General features: G+C 55.1%; 13 protein-coding genes, 1 CRISPR repeat array and 1 riboswitch. Of the genes, 9 read left to right on the top strand and 4 right to left on the bottom strand.

Going from position 1 to position 18,104, the window contains the following annotated elements; all coding sequences use genetic code 11:
* The first annotated feature begins 7 nt into the window (after positions 1–7).
* The 5 genes from csy1 to O3C79_RS18660 all read left to right on the top strand — a co-directional run bounded on the left by csy1 (position 8) and on the right by O3C79_RS18660 (position 7,607).
* Positions 8–1,303 (top strand): type I-F CRISPR-associated protein Csy1, encoded by a 1,296-nt coding sequence (gene csy1 / locus O3C79_RS18680; RefSeq protein WP_494384310.1) that lies wholly within the window; start codon positions 8–10, stop codon positions 1,301–1,303.
* Positions 1,296–2,273: a type I-F CRISPR-associated protein Csy2 gene (gene csy2 / locus O3C79_RS18675; RefSeq protein ID WP_494384309.1), complete on the top strand. Its 978-nt coding sequence runs from the start codon at positions 1,296–1,298 to the stop codon at positions 2,271–2,273. Before csy1 ends, csy2 begins: the two co-directional genes overlap by 8 nt.
* Before the next feature lies 1 nt (position 2,274).
* Entirely contained in the window at positions 2,275–3,312 is a 1,038-nt protein-coding gene (gene csy3 / locus O3C79_RS18670) for a type I-F CRISPR-associated protein Csy3 (RefSeq protein ID WP_494384308.1), read from the top strand.
* Position 3,313: 1 nt separating this feature from the next.
* Positions 3,314–3,877 (top strand): type I-F CRISPR-associated endoribonuclease Cas6/Csy4, encoded by a 564-nt coding sequence (gene cas6f / locus O3C79_RS18665; protein ID WP_494384307.1) that lies wholly within the window; start codon positions 3,314–3,316, stop codon positions 3,875–3,877.
* Between the two features lie 130 nt (positions 3,878–4,007).
* Positions 4,008–6,498: direct repeats of the CRISPR family, unit length 28 nt; unit sequence GTTCGCTGCCGCACAGGCAGCTGAGAAA.
* Between the two features lie 137 nt (positions 6,499–6,635).
* Complete coding sequence (locus O3C79_RS18660; RefSeq protein WP_494384306.1) at positions 6,636–7,607, top strand: ribonuclease Z; 972 nt, start codon at positions 6,636–6,638, stop codon at positions 7,605–7,607.
* Here O3C79_RS18660 and O3C79_RS18655 read toward each other — a convergent pair whose 3' ends face one another.
* Positions 7,608–8,150 carry a glutathione peroxidase gene (locus tag O3C79_RS18655; RefSeq protein ID WP_494384305.1) on the bottom strand — a complete coding sequence of 181 codons (543 nt, stop codon included), beginning with the start codon at positions 8,148–8,150 and terminating at the stop codon, positions 7,608–7,610. It lies immediately after the preceding gene.
* A gap of 103 nt (positions 8,151–8,253) precedes the next feature.
* On the opposite strand from O3C79_RS18655, the gene O3C79_RS18650 reads away from it, so the two are divergent.
* Positions 8,254–9,465 (top strand): MFS transporter, encoded by a 1,212-nt coding sequence (locus O3C79_RS18650; RefSeq protein WP_494384304.1) that lies wholly within the window; start codon positions 8,254–8,256, stop codon positions 9,463–9,465.
* An 18-nt stretch (positions 9,466–9,483) separates the two neighbouring features.
* On the opposite strand, the gene O3C79_RS18645 is transcribed toward O3C79_RS18650, so the two are convergent.
* From O3C79_RS18645 to O3C79_RS18635, 3 genes are read right to left on the bottom strand one after another with little or no spacing between them, the layout of a single operon-like run.
* The gene (locus tag O3C79_RS18645) at positions 9,484–10,488 is read right to left on the bottom strand and encodes an alpha-L-glutamate ligase-like protein (protein ID WP_494384303.1); all 1,005 of its coding nucleotides are present in this window, start codon (positions 10,486–10,488) and stop codon (positions 9,484–9,486) included.
* Positions 10,488–12,011 (bottom strand): UUP1 family membrane protein, encoded by a 1,524-nt coding sequence (locus O3C79_RS18640; RefSeq protein WP_494384302.1) that lies wholly within the window; start codon positions 12,009–12,011, stop codon positions 10,488–10,490. Before O3C79_RS18640 ends, O3C79_RS18645 begins: the two co-directional genes overlap by 1 nt.
* Positions 12,008–12,808 (bottom strand): ATP-dependent zinc protease family protein, encoded by an 801-nt coding sequence (locus O3C79_RS18635; protein WP_494384301.1) that lies wholly within the window; start codon positions 12,806–12,808, stop codon positions 12,008–12,010. The genes O3C79_RS18640 and O3C79_RS18635 overlap by 4 nt, the downstream gene beginning before the upstream one ends.
* A gap of 509 nt (positions 12,809–13,317) precedes the next feature.
* Positions 13,318–13,394, bottom strand: a riboswitch (cyclic di-GMP riboswitch).
* Between the two features lie 336 nt (positions 13,395–13,730).
* Between O3C79_RS18635 and O3C79_RS18630 the strand changes: the two genes are divergently transcribed.
* From O3C79_RS18630 to O3C79_RS18620, 3 genes are read left to right on the top strand one after another with little or no spacing between them, the layout of a single operon-like run.
* A complete protein-coding gene (locus O3C79_RS18630; protein ID WP_494384300.1) occupies positions 13,731–15,479 on the top strand; it encodes an ATP-binding protein in 1,749 nt (582 codons plus the stop codon).
* The gene (locus tag O3C79_RS18625; RefSeq protein WP_494384299.1) at positions 15,472–16,821 is read left to right on the top strand and encodes a sigma-54-dependent transcriptional regulator; all 1,350 of its coding nucleotides are present in this window, start codon (positions 15,472–15,474) and stop codon (positions 16,819–16,821) included. The genes O3C79_RS18630 and O3C79_RS18625 overlap by 8 nt, the downstream gene beginning before the upstream one ends.
* Complete coding sequence (locus tag O3C79_RS18620) at positions 16,818–18,092, top strand: ABC transporter substrate-binding protein (protein WP_494384298.1); 1,275 nt, start codon at positions 16,818–16,820, stop codon at positions 18,090–18,092. The genes O3C79_RS18625 and O3C79_RS18620 overlap by 4 nt, the downstream gene beginning before the upstream one ends.
* The last annotated feature ends 12 nt before the right edge of the window (positions 18,093–18,104 follow it).

Raw genomic sequence — 18,104 nt, 5'->3', positions numbered from 1 at the left:
AGGCGATATGAAGCAGGAGCCCGGCGCACGAAGCGCAGAGCTGAGGCAGTTGATGCAAGCGTTCATCGAAGAGCGTTTGGCTGCCAAGCTGGAAAAGCTCAAACCTGATGATCCCAAATATGTGGAGCTTCAGGAGCAGTACCGATTCGACAACTGGATCGAAGATGCTGCCCGGCGTGTCGGGCAATTGCAGGTGGTGACGCATACCCTGAAGGCGGTTCATCCTGATGCCAAGGGTACGAATCTTTTCATTCCCCCCAACGCCCTACCGGATAAACCCTGGGTTGGAAGTCACCTGCTGGACGATAACTATGCCACCGATGTGGTGGGTAATGCCGCTGCGCTGGATGTGTACAAGTTCCTCAAGCTGGAATTTCAGGGGCAGACTCTCCTGTCTCTGGCGTTGGAACAAAACGCCGAGTTGTTGGATGCTCTGAGTGACGATCCGGCCAAGGCCGGGGAGTTTTTGGAGTCCTTTGCGTTGATCACTCAAGGCAAGGGGGGCGACCGTTCCAGTACCCGCGCCAAGCAGATCTACTGGCTTGTCGGTGATGAGCCGACCCGGAATGAAGACTTTCACCTGCTGTCGCCGCTCTATGCTTCTTCACTGTCTCATCGTATTTTTCAACGTATTCAGCACGACCGTTTCAGTGAGGAAGCCAAAGCCGCGCGTCAGGCTCGCCGGGAAAACAAGTTGTCCGCAACGGGTCATGCCGACTACCTGAATTTCGCTACCCAAAAGCTGGGAGGCACTAAGCCGCAGAATATCTCTCAACTCAACAGTGAACGGGGCGGCAATAACTACCTATTGGCCTCTCTGCCGCCGGTATGGCGCGCTCGAGACAACCGCCCACCGTTGAAAATGGAGTCAGTTTTCCCGCGTTTTATGCGTCAGAAACAGCCTCGTTGGCTAATGAAACGGATGCATGAATTTCTGCTGAGTAACCCACCGGTCAATGTGCATACCCGCACGCGAGTTGATGCCTATGTCGATGCGCTGATCGAGGAGCTGATCCTGTTCAGCGCCCACCTGCAGCAACTGGAGCCTGGCTGGTCGGCCGATCCCGATTGTCGGCTGGTCGAGGCTGAACAGCTGTGGCTTGATCCCTGGCGCGTTGAGCTGGATGAGAATTTTGCGGCACGTCGTACTTTTGGCGACTGGGTGGAAGAAGTGCAGAGCCGGTTTGCCAATCAGGTGAACAAGGTACTGTCTGGCCTCCCGGCAGGGGATGCCGAGCACCGTGAATGGAGCCGCCGTATCGACAAGAAACTGAATGCCTTGCGGGAGGTGCTGGATGTCTGATCCCGATACTTTACTGGTGCTGCCGCGGCTGCGTATTCAGAACGCCAACGCCATTTCAGGGGTATTTACCTGGGGCTTCCCGGCCATGACCGCCTTTGTCGGCATGATGCACGCACTGGAACGGAAATGTGCAGCGGCCAATCTGGATGTGGCGTTCAACGGAATTGGTGTGGTCTGTCATCAGCATGAGGCACAGGTGACGCAAGGCGGCTATACCCGCGCCTTTCATCTGACCCGCAACCCTGTGGGTAAAGACGGCAAGACCGCCGCCATTGTTGAAGAAGGGCGTATCCATCTGGACATCAGCCTGGTGCTTGAAGTTGACCTGAAAGACCTGCGCCTGAGTGGGGAGGACGAAACACAAGCCTTTGCTCAGCAGGTGGCTGACCTGCTTGCCACGTTACGTATAGCGGGGGGTACCATTCAGCCGCCGCTGCCGGGACAAAAACAGCGCCGCCCCTGGTTGCTACGAGTCGATGAGACACCGGACGTGAGGGAACGTCAGCTGCGCCGTCTTAAGCAACAGCTGTTGCCGGGATTCTCGCTAGTGCTCAGGGATGACCTGTTACAGCAACATCGAGACCTGATGCAGCAAACCGACCCTAACACGGATCTTTTGGACGCCTGGCTGGATCTGTCGCGCCTGAATCACGACTGTCGTGAAACGGAAGAGGGGGGGGAATGGTTTATCCGCCGTGATCATGCCGGTTGGCTGGTGCCCATCCCCATTGGTTTTGCAGCACTGTCGGAGCTGTATGAGGTTGGGCAGGTCGAAGCGGCCCGCGACCAAACAACCCCCTTCCGGTTTGTGGAAGGCATTTACTCCATCGGTCAGTGGGTCAGTCCACACCGCTTCAAATCGTTCAATGACTTCATCTGGTACGTGGATAACGACCTGGATACAGGTACCTATCGCTTGAACAACGACTATCAACAGACTGCACAGCGTGAAGCAGAAAAGGAGTTTTGACATGGCTAAGCAAGAAATCCTGAAGACCGCATCTGTATTGGCATTCGAGCGTAAGCTGGATGTATCCGATGCGCTGATGTTTGCAGGCAACTGGTCGAACCGACAGGATGCGGACAACTGGCAGCCCATTGAAGTACGTGAAAAGTCGGTACGTGGCACCATCTCCAACCGGTTGAAAACCAAAGATCAGGATCCTGCCAAGCTGGATGCGGCGATTGAGAACCCCAACCTGCAAACGGTGGATGTGGCAACCCTGCCCAGCGAAGCAGACACCCTGATGCTGCGTTTTACCCTGCGCGTTTTGTCCGGTGCCGGTACGCCTTCTGCCTGCAATAACGCCGACTATCAGCAAAAACTGAATGAAGTGATTACCGGCTATGTGCAGCAGCATGGTTTTGCGGCACTGGCGCATCGCTATGCAACCAACCTGGCGAACGGCCGCTTCCTGTGGCGCAACCGGGTCGGCGTGGAAGAAGTGGACGTGCAGGTTTCGCATCTCAAACAGGGTGTGCGCGAACAAACCTGGGGCTTCGATGCCCTGAGCTACTCACTGCGTGGTTTTGAGGAAGCAGGCAACAACGAAGCGGGCTTGAAAGCCTTGTCGGAACTGATCGAATTCGGTTTGGCGGGTGAGCAGCATGTTCTGCTGGAAGTGACCGCGTTTGCACGTATTGGAGCAGGTCAGGAAGTTTTCCCGTCACAGGAACTGATCCTGGACAAAGGCAAGGGGGACAAGAGCCGTACCTTGTATCAGGTACAGGGCATCGCCGGGATGCACTCGCAGAAGATCGGTAATGCCCTGCGCACCATTGATACCTGGTACCCGATGGAGGAGGGCGTGCACCTTGGCCCAATTGCCGTTGAGCCCTATGGATCGGTGACAACCCAGGGCAAGGCTTTCCGCCAGCCGAAGGCAAAAGCGGATTTTTATAACCTGCTGGATAACTGGGTACTTAAGGACAAAGAGCCTGCCGAAGGCGACCAGCACTTTGTGATGGCAACGCTGATTCGTGGCGGGGTATTCGGGGAGGCGGGTTGATATGGATGCCTATCTGGAAATCAGGCTCCTGCCGGACCCGGAGTTTCCGGTCAGTTTCTTGATGGGGGCGCTCTATGGGAAGTTGCATCGTGCGCTGGTGACGATCGAGAGCAGTAAAATCGGTGTCAGCTTCCCGGGCTATAGTCAATCCCCCCGGGGAATGGGCGACCGCTTGCGATTGCACGGGACTCGGGCTGCACTATCGCAGCTGATGACGCAGAACTGGCTGAAGGGCATGTCTGATCATATCCAGTGTTCGGACATCTTGCTGGTCCCTGAGTCGGTGCAATACCGGATCGTTTCCCGACGTCAGTTCAAAACCAGCAGCGAACGCCTGCGTCGGCGCCGCATGAAGCGCAAGGGCGAAACCTGGGAACAGGCAGCCGCCGCAATCCCTGATAGTGTGGAGCGTAGACCGGATCTGCCTTATGTGCACCTGAGAAGCCAAAGCACGGAGCAGAGTTTTACCCTGTTTATAGAGCAGGGCGAGCTGAGGGAACAGCCGACCAGTGCCGAGTTCAATACCTATGGGCTCAGCCGGCAGGCAACGATCCCCTGGTTTTGACCCTTTCTCGGGTGTAAAGAAAACCACACTGTTAAATCAAACACTTACCTGCCCCCTTGAGAAAAGGGGGTAGACAGGTGTTTATGAGTTTGTTCTTTAAAAATCAGCGAGTTATAGTTTTATTGTTCTAGTTCGCTGCCGCACAGGCAGCTGAGAAAGTAACGGTTCGCCCCGGTGATCACGTCGCAAAGTTCGCTGCCGCACAGGCAGCTGAGAAAAGGCACGCTCGATAGGTAGTCGGTTTCGTCGAGTTCGCTGCCGCACAGGCAGCTGAGAAAAGCATCAGGTTGATCTGTAGTCGATGCAACTAGTTCGCTGCCGCACAGGCAGCTGAGAAATTCCATGTTAGATGGCTCATCATTGCCGAACAGTTCGCTGCCGCACAGGCAGCTGAGAAAATTGACCTGATCGATTACAGCACGAAAGAGCGGTTCGCTGCCGCACAGGCAGCTGAGAAAAGCAGCATCATACGCAACACCACCAGGGCGTGGTTCGCTGCCGCACAGGCAGCTGAGAAAGATGAAGAAGGCCAATCCTTCGGGCTTGGTCGGTTCGCTGCCGCACAGGCAGCTGAGAAAAGCAGCATACGTGAACGTATCGGAAGCGCCCAGTTCGCTGCCGCACAGGCAGCTGAGAAAAAGGCGGCCCGAGCATGTTCCGCACCGAGGAGGTTCGCTGCCGCACAGGCAGCTGAGAAAAGCTTCAGCAGACGCTCAGCTTCTTCACGTGCGTTCGCTGCCGCACAGGCAGCTGAGAAATGAGTGACCGTTTCCAATCCGTCAATGTACTCGTTCGCTGCCGCACAGGCAGCTGAGAAAACGGATACCCACATCATCAACTCTGTCACGGTGTTCGCTGCCGCACAGGCAGCTGAGAAAACGGCATCAACACCGCTGATCTGAATGATGCGTGTTCGCTGCCGCACAGGCAGCTGAGAAAATGCCGTCAGCTATACCGCCCAGTGTTGGGTCGTTCGCTGCCGCACAGGCAGCTGAGAAAAAACATTCCGGCTGAATCAGACGGAGATATTAGTTCGCTGCCGCACAGGCAGCTGAGAAATGCTCAAGGCCGGATATGCTATCAGCAACGCCGTTCGCTGCCGCACAGGCAGCTGAGAAATCCGCGGACGGCTCAATGACGCCCCCACAGCCGTTCGCTGCCGCACAGGCAGCTGAGAAATTCACGAATATCCTTGAACTGCATGGCGGCAAGTTCGCTGCCGCACAGGCAGCTGAGAAAGTCACCGACTCCGTGGATGGTGTGGTTTACGAGTTCGCTGCCGCACAGGCAGCTGAGAAATGCAGCAGGCAGCCGGTAATCTTCAGGCCTGCGTTCGCTGCCGCACAGGCAGCTGAGAAAACCACTTCGTAGACGCGTCTTTCATAAACAACGTTCGCTGCCGCACAGGCAGCTGAGAAATGAAATTTCGAGATAGTATCCGAGGCTTCCAAGTTCGCTGCCGCACAGGCAGCTGAGAAAAGCGTGCGGATAAACGGGCCCAGGCCATCAACAGTTCGCTGCCGCACAGGCAGCTGAGAAACTCAATACCCCTCAGCGTGGTGTTAGGGGGTAGTTCGCTGCCGCACAGGCAGCTGAGAAAGGCGACATAAGCCGCGCTCCTGATGGGGTGTTGTTCGCTGCCGCACAGGCAGCTGAGAAATGGTAGCCACGGGTGGCGCCATAGGCAAAGGCGTTCGCTGCCGCACAGGCAGCTGAGAAAGAGTCGGTACGGAAGCAGGGGGGCAGGCTATATGTTCGCTGCCGCACAGGCAGCTGAGAAAAAAGACGACAAGTAAGAATTAGGGTTGTAGTTGTTCGCTGCCGCACAGGCAGCTGAGAAAAGTCGCCCGCGTAAAACTCCTGAGGTGTCGTCGTTCGCTGCCGCACAGGCAGCTGAGAAATTGTCGCCGAATGCTTATCATCGCCATGGTTAGTTCGCTGCCGCACAGGCAGCTGAGAAAGACACAGAATGCGTCTAGGGCTTCGTACTCAGGTTCGCTGCCGCACAGGCAGCTGAGAAAGATTGCTGCAGGGTGATGAGGGTGCCGGCAGGGTTCGCTGCCGCACAGGCAGCTGAGAAAACAGCCCCCGCGCCGCTTGAGACAGCGCCGCCGTTCGCTGCCGCACAGGCAGCTGAGAAAATCATGCGCACCATGACGCACAGCGTAGGCTTGTTCGCTGCCGCACAGGCAGCTGAGAAAAGAGATCAGTTGAGTGCCCAGGTTTAGCGGGTGTTCGCTGCCGCACAGGCAGCTGAGAAACAACGCGCGCGTGCGCGATAAAGACGTGCCATGTTCGCTGCCGCACAGGCAGCTGAGAAATTATTTGAACTTACGGCCACTGGGGTAATGTCGTTCGCTGCCGCACAGGCAGCTGAGAAAAAAGGCATCAAGTCTGCCTTTGCAATAGCGGCGTTCGCTGCCGCACAGGCAGCTGAGAAACGGAGACGCTGGCCAGCAGGCGCTAGACCTTGGTTCGCTGCCGCACAGGCAGCTGAGAAAAGGAGGCAATTAACAACTGCGTCGAGTGGGGCGTTCGCTGCCGCACAGGCAGCTGAGAAAAGCTCCGCAACAAGCACATTCGCCATCTGCAGGTTCGCTGCCGCACAGGCAGCTGAGAAACATTGGGTAATCCTCTTGCTTGTTGCGTTGTGGTTCGCTGCCGCACAGGCAGTAATTATTTAAAAAGTGTTCAAAATAGTAAGGCGTACATATACTTCACATATCAATAGCTATCCTTGACCCGTTAAACTCCCCTCATGAATATCACCTTCTTGGGCACCTCATCCGGTGCACCTACACGCCAGAGGAACGTCAGTGCAATAGCCATTCAGCCAGAACGGGGGCGGGGTTGGGTGCTGGTCGATTGCGGTGAAGCCACTCAGCATCAGTTGCAGCGCACCCGGTTATCGCCGCTCAAGCTGAAAGCAATCCTGATCACGCATATCCATGGCGATCATTGCTACGGTTTGCCGGGGCTGCTGGCTTCCTGTCAGTTGAGTGGACGTACCGACCCCTTGATACTGGTTGGTCCGGCGTCCGTGTGGGCCTATTTGCAGGCGGTTATCAAGCACACGGAGTTGCGCATTGAGTATCCGCTGGAGTTTGTGGAGGTGTCATCGCAGCTGGCGCTGGAGCTGGATGAGTTTGGTATTACGGCAACACGGCTGAGACATCGTGTGGAATGCTGGGCCTATCGGCTGGATGAGCGTCAGATTCCCACCGGGCTGGATACCGAACGTCTTCAGCGTGAAGGCGTGCCGCCATCACCTGTGTATGGGCGTCTGCAGAAGGGCGAACGGGTAACGCTGGATAATGGGTGTGAGCTGAACGGTGAAGATTACGCTGTGCCGGCCTATGCCGCACGCTCGCTTGTGGTCGGCGGTGATAATGACCGTCCTGACCTTTTGGCTGGTGCCTGTGAGGGCGTGCATGCGTTGGTGCATGAGGCGACCTACACTGAACCGGTATTGCAGAAAGTGGGCCCTGAGCCGCAGCATAGCAGTGCGCTTCGTGTGGCCCAGTTTGCTCAGTCGCAGAGTATACCGGCACTGATTCTGACCCATTTCAGCCCGCGCTATCGCAAGGTGCCGCGGCGCTCAGGCGATGCTTCACTGGAAGACCTACGCAGTGAAGCGCTGAGCCAGTATCAGGGCGACCTGTTTTTGGCTGAAGACTTCGATATCTTCTGCATTGGTCGCGATGGCCGGGTTCAGCGTCAGGTGTCGTGATCAGAGGACCGCTTCTATCGCCTTGCGCAGGTCTTCATCATCCGGTGCTGTCATGCTGGAGAAGGCTGCAGTCACATTCCCTTCAGCGTCGATAACATACTTGTAGAAATTCCAGCGCGGCGGCTTGTCAGTTTGTCGTGCGATTTCCTGGAATATGGGGTGTGCATTGCTGCCGCGAACGGCAATGGGGCTGAACATGTCGAAGGTAACGCCGAAGTTATACCGGCATACCTTGGCTATTTTGGCTTCATCCTTGGCTTCTTGCATGAAGTCGTTGGACGGGAAGCCGACCACTTTCAATCCTTTGTCCTTGTAGCGCTGGTGCAGGCTTTCAAGGCCTTCAAACTGAGGTGTAAAGCCGCAGTGGCTGGCGGTATTAATCACCAGCATCGGATGCCCGGAAAAGGCTGCCCGCATATCAACCCTTTCATCGGCATGTAGTCGTTTCAGTTGATGATCGAAAAGGGCGTCAGTGTTCGGCTCGGCAGCAGTTGCCGTGTGGCTGAGGCATAGCCCGAGGATGGATGACATCAGGCGTTTCATGGCTGTCTCCGTTTATTTATATAGGCTTTGTACGCCCGCAAGCCATTTTGGTTCAGTGCGACGGGGCGTACAATGCGCTGTTTTTAGTGACAGGTCTTTTACATTGAATACGATAGCCGCCCGCCCCCGCAGGCTCCCCCCCGAAATTCTGGTGATGTTGGCCGGAATTACCGCTGCCTTGCATATCGGTAAATTGCCTCCGGCGATTCCGGTGTTGCAGGATGAGCTGGGAGTCAGCCTGGTGCAGGCCGGGTTCATGCTGTCGCTGGTTCAACTGGCAGGCATGCTGGCTGGGGCGTTGATCGGTGTATTGGCTGATAGCGCCGGCTTGAGGCGCAGTATTCTCACGGGCCTGGGAATTTTGACCCTGACCAGTGTGTTGGGTGGCTTTGCCAGTTCAGCCACCGAGTTGCTGGTCTTGCGCGGCTTTGAAGGTTTTGGCTTCCTGCTGGTGACCCTGTCAGGCCCCGGTCTGCTGCGCCAATTGGTGACAGCGGAAAAACTGAGTGTGAGCCTGGGCTGGTGGGGCTGTTATATGGGCTTTGGCACGGGCACGGGCTTGCTGATCGGCCCCTGGCTTATGCAGCAGCTGGGCTGGCAGGGCTGGTGGTGGCTGATTGCTGCAGTGACGCTGGTGATGCTGAGCCTGGTGTTGCTGAGGGTACCGGCCGACCAGCGCGATAATAATCCGCGTTCGGGGTCGCCGATGGCGGGGCTGCGCGCCATTCTGGCACGGCTGAAAATTATCCTCGGCAGCCCCGGCCCCTGGCTGGTGGCAATGATCTTCGCGGCCTATTCAGGGCAGTGGTTGTCGGTGATCGGCTTTCTGCCATCCATTTACACACAAGCAGGATTGGAAGGCAGTTTGGTGGGCGTGCTGACCGCCTTTGCCGCGGTTGCCAATGTGGTTGGCAACGCTGCCTCCGGGCGGTTGTTGCAGGCCGGTGTGGGGCCGCGGCAATTGCTGTATTTCGGTTTTGCCGTGATGACGCTCACGACCTGGACAGCGTTTTCGGATGTCACGGCTGACTTGCCCTGGCTACGTTATGCGGCCGTTTTGGTGTTTTCTTCCGTAAGTGGCGTGATTCCAGGGGTGCTGTTCTCCCTGGCTGTGCGGCTGGCACCGGATACCAGTGTGGTGTCCACGGCGGTAGGCTGGATGTTACAGCTGTCTGCATTGGGCCAGTTTGTCACGCCGCCATTGATTGGCGCTTTGGCAGGCTGGGCCGGTGGCTGGCAGCTGACCTGGGTCGCCACCGGTTGTCTTTCTGCGCTGGGTGTTGTCTTGGTGACGCGGGTTGGACGCTTGCTCTAACACCCTGCTAAACCGGTCTTAGGCATGCAGCGCTGATGCCAGTGAAGGTTCCACTGGCCGCGGCTGCATAATTTCCTCAGCACCGGCCTCTCCCATCGCCCAATGCACGCGCTCCTCCGGCGTTAGATGTGGGCGCTTCAACGCTTCCACCGCATGCAGGCGGGGCAACAGTCCCTGGCCGTTGGCGATTTGAATCGCGAGCCCGGGGCGCGCGTTCAGTTCCAGCAGCAGCGGCCCGAGAGTTTCATCCACCACCAGATCGACGCCCATGTAGCCCAGCCCAGTGGCTTCGTAACAGCGGCTGGCCATTCCCAGCAGGTAGCGCCAATTATCGATACGAATATCGCTCAGGCGCAGGCCATTATCCGGGTGCTCGCTGATGGGGCGGTCAAACTGTACGGCATTGAGCGCATGGCCATTGGCCAGATTGAGGCCAACGCCGACCGCTCCCTGGTGCAGGTTCGCCTTGCCATCGGATGCCTGAGTTGCCAGTCGCAACATGGCCATCACCGGGTAGCCTTTGAAGACGACGATGCGGATATCGGGCACGCCCTGATGGGAGTAGGCGGAAAGCCTTGGCTCGCTGCGTACCAGAGATTCAATGACGGCGACATCCGGAGATCCGCCCAGCGAGTAGAGCCCAGCCAGAATGTTCGACAGGTGGCGCTCAATATCGGCCAGGCTGATGCAACTGCCGGAAGGCTTAAGGAAATCTTCGCCTTCGCGCCCCGTGATCACCAGTATCCCCTTGCCGCCCGAGCCTTTGGCGGGCTTGATGGCGAAACCGTCCAGGTTGGCGACCTGTTCGCGAAAGTGGGCGATCTCATGTTGCTCACGCACGACCTGCAGCAGGCTGGGGCTGGCCACCTCGTACTCATCGACAATCTGTTTGGTAAGCAGTTTGTTATCCACCAGCGGGAAGGCACTGCGGTCGTTGTAGCGAGCGATATAGTCGATGTTGCGCTTGTTCATGCTGAGCATGCCCAGCTGCTTCAGTTCCCTTGGTCTAATCCAGTCAAACATCAGTGATACCCCTTCATGGGCGCGAAACGGCGCAGCTCCGTCAGTTTGTAGCCGGTGTACTGCCCCAGCAGCAGGATGATGCCCAGTACGACCAAATGCAGTTCCGGGAAGTTGAAACTGAGGTGCTCGGCCAGTGGCGAACGCATGACAAGGTAGGCCAGTATGGCCACCAGCAGGCTGCCTGCACCCTGGATCAGAACCTCATGAGCGCCTTCCTCTTCCCACAGGATCGACATGCGCTCTATGGTCCAGGCCAGAATAACCATGGGGAAGAAGGTGACCGTCATGCCGGTGCTGAAGCCCATCTGGTAGCCGATAATGCTGATGCCGGCCGTAATAAACAGCACCAGAATAATCAGCGCCGAGATACGCGAGACCAGCAGCAGGTTGAGGCTGGACAGGTAGCCCCGCATCACAAGCCCCAGTGTTACCACGCTGATAAATGCAGCAAGCCCCGGTACCAGCGATGTTTGCACAAAGGCCACCGCAATCAGGACCGGCATAAAGGTGCCGGAGGTTTTGATGCCCACCAGAATGCGCATCAGGCAGACTACGAGAGCTCCCAGCGGCAGCAATAACAGCATTCGGAACATGCTCTGCTGCTCAACCGGAAGCTGGTACAGGCTCAGGGCGCCAAAGCTGCGGTCGCTGCTGGCTTCCGAGCGCAGAATCTGCAGTGCCGGCAGGGTCTGTCGCAGCATGGAAAAGTGTACCCGCGAGCCTGAACCGCCCATCACATCCAGCAGAGGGCCCTGGGTCTGGCGCCACAGCAGGACGTCTTCGGGAACACCCTGGGCACCGGTACGGGGGTCAAAGGTGAGCCAGCGGTCGCCATCATGCACCTGCAGCCAGGGTTCAAGCGTCTGCTGGCGGCGTGCGTCTTCCAGTTTCAGGCCATCGGCAATGCGTGCCGGAATTCCGGCCGAGTTGAGCAGTTGCACCAGCGTGCTGGATAACGATTCCTGGCTGAGCAGCAGGCGGGTGTTCTGGTCTGGTGTTTGGCTGGTCAGCAGGGTAATCAGCTCACGTGTCAGGCTGGCAGGGCCACTTGAACGCGCTTCAGCCTGTTGCAGCAGTGCGCTGGCGGCTGTGGCAGCGGGCTCTTCCAGAAACACTTCGGTGGCATCTACCGGGCCGGGCTCCAATGGTGCTTCCTGAGCATAGGCATCAGGAATCAGACGCGTCTTGAAATAGAGTGTCTGTGGGCCGCTAGCATTACGAATAGTCCATTCGGCGCGGCGGTCTTTCTGCTGTTCGGTGATGGCAAAGCCATAGCCGGGCGAAGCGGCTTGCTCGGTTAATGTATAAAAGCCGGGCGGCTGCTCGGGGATGTTCAAATTAACTTTGACGGGTTCACCCCAGGCTTCAAAGTCGATTCGCGCTTCGACCAGCCAGACGGGTTGCTGCTTGCCGGGCAGCCAGGGCACACCCATCTGGACATGACGAATGACGGCCAGTGCCAGGCCCGCCAGAATCAGCAACATGACGGCCAGGTAAAAGGGGGCACGTGAACGACGAATCATTGTGAGTCTTCCTGGCTATCAGGTGTCTTGAGCCCTTCGGGCAACTGAGTGACGTGTTCCCGCCCGACATCGATCAACATGACATCGCGCAGGACGTTGCGGCCAATCAATACCGGATAGGTCAGGTGGCCACGATCATTGAGGGTAAATTCGGCACTCTGGCGATGGTCGCCAATGACAAACGGCAATTCGACAACCGGACGGCGTTCAGCTTCTTCACTGTTGGCCTGAATAATGCGGGCGCGTCGGGACAGGGGGCGCTCCAGCACGATGGGATCCTCTGCTTCGGGGTGGGCGATCTCAAATCTGACCCAGTCTTCGCCGTCACGCTCAAAGGGCTGAATGTTGGTGGCGTGCAGGGATGAGGTTGTTGCACCGCTATCGATACGTGCATCAAAGATTAACCCAGGTGTTGCCAGGAAAAATTTCTCTACTTCCCCGACCACCAGCTTGCCCTGGTAACGGCCACTGGTCTGATTGGTAGTGGGTGAAGGATTCGCCGGGCGAGCCGGCGGGCGCGTGTACTGGAGTTGAGCCAGAGAACGGCTTTGCTCTTTCAGCGCAGCACTCATTTCCTGGTGTTGATAGCGCTGGGTCTGGTTCAGCGTATCCAGCTGTTGCTGGTTTACGGCGGCCAGAGTCTCCAGGCGGCTCTGCTGTTGATGCAGTTGCTGATTCAGCTGGTTCAGGTCGGCCCGCTCGATAAACAGATAACGGTCGTGGCTGCAGGCACTGAGCAGAGCGGCAAACAATACTAAAGAGAAGGCGCGGCGAAGCGTACCTTTGGATGTATGCATGGAAATTCTCTCCAGGACACAGCGCGGATGCTGGTCTGCAAGGCTGTTTAGGCGTTGGTTCTGGCGCGAGTCTATCCAGCGATGGCTGAATGAGGGATGAAAGTGAGGGTGTGGGTGCCGGCACAGGTCACCCACGGCTGGAGAGTTCCAGACAGCTCTTCATCAGTCCGGATGTTCGCTGTAAGGATTGTTTTAGTGTATCTAATTAGAGACATTGATCAAGATTGAAATGACATAGCCGCAGGTATTCTTATGACGAAGCCGAACCAAGCTTGATGCGGAGCGGGAATTTACAAGGGAAGCGCTTGTGGGCGAAAGCAAGTCGAGCAATCAAGAAAAGGATAATAGAAGAGGGTGTGCTTGAAGCAGGTATAACGGGCCAAGCAGACAGGCAGGTCCTGCGTTGTAGCTGCTGCTTAAGCAGATTGTTTACAGATGACAGGTAGATTGTACACGTATAGGAAGATGGCCAGTTGCGACCAATAGTAGCGATTAGGGTGAATCTCTCTTTCGGTAGCCAGGCAGCCAATCCAATTGGCCCTTGGCTTTGCGTCTGCCGCTCTTGGGGCAGTTGCCTTTTCGGGAGAGATTCTTTCGCTGGAGTAATAAGTCGGACCGCTGACACAGCCAAACCTAGGGTGATAGTAGCAGCAAAAAACCTCGTCTGCCAATTTTTGAGCCTTGATGTGGCTCAAAATTAAGACACTGTGTATTAGGGAAGGCACATGTATGCAGTAAATGGTGAAGTACAGCTGACTTATTGTCTCAAGAGACAAGAGACAAGAGACAAGAGACAAGAGACAAGGTAACCCGCGTGGTTACAAAATTCCCAACATGTGTACGCGATGTTTATCTGGCTTTTCGGGGGTATTGAAAAACGCAGTTCTAATCAACCCTGTGGAAACAGGGTAGACTCAGGTTTATGCCGATACTGGAGAGTGACTCGACGTTGCGAGAACCTGCTGAAAGCCAAAAGAAAATCAGTTTGTGGCGCCATGGTTTTGTGCGGCGTTATCTGATCATCGCATTGCTAATCACGGTGCTACCACTGGTTGTAGTTACTTGGCTTTATGATCGCTTCACCGGCGAATTACTTGAAAGTCTGGGAGAACAGGAAGTTCAACATTCCATGAATGCTACCCGCGCTGCACTATCAGGCTTTCTGAAAGCCCGGCAGTTCGAGCTGGAAACAATTGTGGACCTGCCCAATATCGAACGGTTTCTGTCTGAAGCTCGAGCGTCATCGGAACTGGAATCGACACGTGAGCTTATCAGTTTCGAAACCGACAGCTTTGATATCTATGGTGTGCTTTTCTTTGATGCTCAATGGCAATTACGCACTGCGTTACCAGGTGTTGCATCATCGGGGGCACCTTATTGGGGGGAGAAGAAGCTTCCGCTGACTGGCTTGCCCAGAAAGAGATTTTCTGATTTCTGGTTGATAGGTCCTCAAGAGCCCATACCCGGTCGTTCGGGCTGGTTTTTGCTGGCGGCGCCGTTGCCGGCCTCATCTGGTGAAACGGAAGTTGCTGGATATGTGGCGTTGCATATCCGTTTTTCCAGCCTGACTGAAATTTTGAAAAAACAGTCACGGATTGATGGGTTTACCCCCTTTTTGAGTACTGACGAAGGTCAGCGATTTACAGTCAATGGCCAGCTTGCGCAAGATCAAACACCTGGTTGGCTCAATGAAGCATTTGCACCCGGCTGGTCGCTTGAGGTGATTAAGCATCATCCTGGAGTGGATTTTAGTCAGGAGCTCAGGCGTCCAGCCTTTCTGGTGGGGGCTGGCGTATCGGTAATACTCGTCAGCGGCTTCTTCCTGATGGTCATTTTGCGGACAAAAAGAAGGCTAGGGCCTTTGATTGATGGGGCGGAAGCTGTGTCCAGAGGCGACTGGAACATACACATCCCGCCTGAGGGGCATGATGAATTCACCCTGTTAGCCAGTGCCTTCAATCGTATGGGGGGGAGGTTGCAAGCATTAATCGACTCCCGTCTTGATGTTGAAAAAAAAGCGGTTCTTGGGGAGTTCTCGGCAAGTATTGCTCATGAAGTGCGTAACCCCTTGGCCACGATTAAAGTCTGTGTGCAGAGCTTGCCTCAAGATGGCAACCCGCGCAGTGCTGAATTAGTCACACTGGTTTTGGAAGAGATCGATCGCGTTAATGAGGTTGTTGAAAACCTGCTAAGTTTTGCTCGCCCTGTAGACCCTGAGCGGACTTGGGTGACCGCTGGTCACTTGCTCCGAAGACTGTCTGCGTTGATAGAACCCCTCGCCGTTAGAGAAAACATAGAGCTAAGGTTATTGGGGGAGCAATCTACCTCTTTATGTGTCGATGAAAATCAGATCCAGCAGGTGCTAATGAACTTGGCGCTCAACGCTATTCAAGCGATGCCCAATGGGGGCATATTGAGCCTTGATGTTCAAACTGTCGAAGATCAGATGGTAATTAACGTCATTGATACAGGTATCGGCATGTCCTCCGAAACACTGGAAAGGGCTACGGAGCCTTTTTACACCACCCGAAGCCAAGGCACCGGCCTGGGACTATCTATCTCCAAGCGGCTGGTCCAGTTAAATGGTGGAGACTTGCGAATTAGTAGTGAGCTGCAAGCCGGTACTCGGGTATCACTGGCTTTTAATGCTTTCAAGGACATTCATGGATAACTCACTGATTTTGATCATTGATGATGAGCAGCGTCTGGTTCGCTCATTACAGTTGGCATTGGAAGCTGACAGCTACCGAATAGCGACTGCTTTTACGGGGAGTACTGGAATCGAAAAAGCGTTGGATCTTCTGCCTGATCTTGTGCTGCTCGACTTGCGCCTACCCGATGTGAGCGGCCTTGAGGTCCTGAAGCAGTTACAGCTGCAATTACCGAGCTGTCCGGTTGTGATGTTTTCTGCTCATGGGGATATTAAAGTCGCCATCAACGCGGTTAAAAGTGGTGCTTTGGATTTTATTACTAAACCCTTTGATGTTCATGAGCTTAAGCTGCTGATTGCACATACCTTGGAGCGTTACAGGTTGGAGCGGGAAGTGCGATTTTTCCGTGAAAGGGAGGTCAGGGATACGCGGCTTGTCGGAAGGAGTGTTGCAATGCGGCGTTTACATGAAGATGTGACGCGAATTGCGCGTAGCAACGCCAAAAACCTGCTCTTGCAGGGCGCCTCGGGTACAGGAAAAACGGCAGTTGCACGGGAAATTCATCAACAGTCGAAAGTGGCTTCCGGCCCTTTTGTGGAGGTGAATTGTGCGGCATTACCTGAACAACTGTTGGAAGCAGAGCTCTTTGGGGCCGAAAAGGGCGCTTATACAGGCGCTGATCAGCGTCGCTCAGGGTTGGTTGAATTGGCGAATGGCGGAACGCTGTTTTTGGATGAGATTGGAGAAGTGCCACTGGCTTTACAGGCCAAATTATTAAGCTTTCTGGAAAATCATACCTACAGACCAATCGGCTCGAGCCGTTTATACCAAGCGGAGGCAAGGGTGGTTGCCGCGACTAATCGGGATTTGGAAAAAGCGGTAGAAGCCGGAGGCTTCAGAGCAGACCTTTATTACCGGCTGAACGTAATGCCTGTTAGGGTTCCGGAGTTAGCTCAACGGCGGGAGGACATTCCGTTGCTGATCGAGCATTTCAGTCTGAAAATGGCTGCGAGTGAAGGCTGCTCCCCCGTGCAGTTTGAGCCAGAAATTTTGTCTTATTTGGTCGATTATAAATGGCCTGGGAACATCCGCGAGCTGAGAAATCTACTGGAACGTTTGACGGTACTCTACCCAGGTGAAGTGGTCACTCTATCCATGCTGCCGCCAGAAATGCAGACAACCGACTACTCCCTCTCGATGCTTGATGGTTCGATTGACGACCGTTTGGCAGAAACGGAGCGGAACATTATTCACAGCGCTCTACAGGAAACGGGTGGGCACAAGGGTGCTACAGCAGAGAAGCTTGGGATATCTCGCCATGCCTTGAAGCGGCGTTTACAGAAACTGGGGATAAACCAGTGAAGAATGAGAATCTATGGAGTTTGCTGCAGTTAATGGGCAAACCTATGGCTATGTTTATCCTGCTTTGGTCTTTATCCCCTTTGGTGTATGGGCAAAAACTACAGCCAAAAGAGCCTCAACTAGAGGTCGGTTGTCTTTATCCATTGACAGGGCCGATGGGCTTTTTTGGTCGTGATGCAGGTGTGGCCATTCAGATGGCTCTGGATCGACTGGAGCAATTGAATCAAGAATATCTAAAGACGGATAACCCTAAACTATACCCGCGTCTGAAGGTTTTTCTTGAAGACAGTAAGGGTAAGCGTCACCGTAGTTTAACGCTCGCGCAACAGTTGGTTGAGGAACAGGGCGTCGATATTTTGTGTGGTGTTGTCTACTCAAGTATCGCACATGAGATCAGCGCCTATGCCGAGCAGCAGAAGATGCTTTTCATAGGAGCGGGCCACAGCTCGTCCCGGCTTACGCGGGAGCCAGTGAACCCTTGGTATTTCAGGGTTAATAATGATAGCCGACAGTCCATGCGTGTCGGTGCGCGTTACCTGAAGGAAATGCGATCAGAGAGAGCCTGGTCCACATTGGCGTATGTTGGACCCGATTATGACTATGGCCATCAGGCATTTGACGATTTAGTGGAGGGTCTGGAGGAGCTAGGAGTGCCTTTCAAGATCACTGGGGAATATTTTCCCAAACTCTGGGAGCCTGATTACTCTTCCTATATTGAAGCCTTACTGGCCTCGCCTCCCGACATTATTATCTGCAATTTTTTCGGTGATGATTTTGCGAACTTCCTTCGCCAGGCGCACTTGCAGGGGTTATTGGAAGTTAGCCTTTTGGCCAATTTCGACACGGGTGGAGGGTATGACGTGCTTGCAGCGCTGGGCAATGACTTGCCTCCCGGGGTCATTTTGTCAGGTCAGCACCATAATAACTGGCCGGACACGCCAAGAAACCGGGCGTTTGTGACTGAGTTTTATCGTCGTAGTGGTCGTTATCCCAACTTCATTGCCCAGAGCGGATATGCGGCCATTCTGGCAATAGCTGAGGCTTGGCGCCAGGCAGAGACAACCGATGCTGAGGGCATTAGAAAATCATTGGAAGGTCTCAAACTCTCACTTCCTGAAGACCCTCCGGGGTTTCAATCATGGATCGACCCTGACAGCCATCAGATCATGCAGGTTATTGCTATTGGCGAATCGGTTCCAAATGAGGAGTTTCCTCCGGCCAAGCGTATGCTTGGGAATTGGAAAATCTATTTGCCCGAGCAGCGTCCCTGATGCCCTAAAGCC

Source organism: Marinobacterium sp. NO-S09, assembly GCF_059179545.1.
The sequence above is the reverse complement of the archived record's forward strand: the minus strand, read 5'-3'. Positions and strand labels throughout refer to the sequence as shown.

What these genes read in the sequence shown, in the direction of transcription:
- O3C79_RS18630 (WP_494384300.1), top strand. Translation starts at nt 13,731, where the DNA reads ATGCCGATACTGGAGAGTGACTCGACGTTGCGAGAACCTGCTGAAAGC.
- O3C79_RS18635 (WP_494384301.1), bottom strand. Translation starts at nt 12,808, where the DNA reads ATGCATACATCCAAAGGTACGCTTCGCCGCGCCTTCTCTTTAGTATTG.
- csy2 (WP_494384309.1), top strand. Translation starts at nt 1,296, where the DNA reads ATGTCTGATCCCGATACTTTACTGGTGCTGCCGCGGCTGCGTATTCAG.
- O3C79_RS18655 (WP_494384305.1), bottom strand. Translation starts at nt 8,150, where the DNA reads ATGAAACGCCTGATGTCATCCATCCTCGGGCTATGCCTCAGCCACACG.
- O3C79_RS18625 (WP_494384299.1), top strand. Translation starts at nt 15,472, where the DNA reads ATGGATAACTCACTGATTTTGATCATTGATGATGAGCAGCGTCTGGTT.
- O3C79_RS18645 (WP_494384303.1), bottom strand. Translation starts at nt 10,488, where the DNA reads ATGTTTGACTGGATTAGACCAAGGGAACTGAAGCAGCTGGGCATGCTC.
- cas6f (WP_494384307.1), top strand. Translation starts at nt 3,314, where the DNA reads ATGGATGCCTATCTGGAAATCAGGCTCCTGCCGGACCCGGAGTTTCCG.
- O3C79_RS18660 (WP_494384306.1), top strand. Translation starts at nt 6,636, where the DNA reads ATGAATATCACCTTCTTGGGCACCTCATCCGGTGCACCTACACGCCAG.
- csy1 (WP_494384310.1), top strand. Translation starts at nt 8, where the DNA reads ATGAAGCAGGAGCCCGGCGCACGAAGCGCAGAGCTGAGGCAGTTGATG.
- csy3 (WP_494384308.1), top strand. Translation starts at nt 2,275, where the DNA reads ATGGCTAAGCAAGAAATCCTGAAGACCGCATCTGTATTGGCATTCGAG.
- O3C79_RS18640 (WP_494384302.1), bottom strand. Translation starts at nt 12,011, where the DNA reads ATGATTCGTCGTTCACGTGCCCCCTTTTACCTGGCCGTCATGTTGCTG.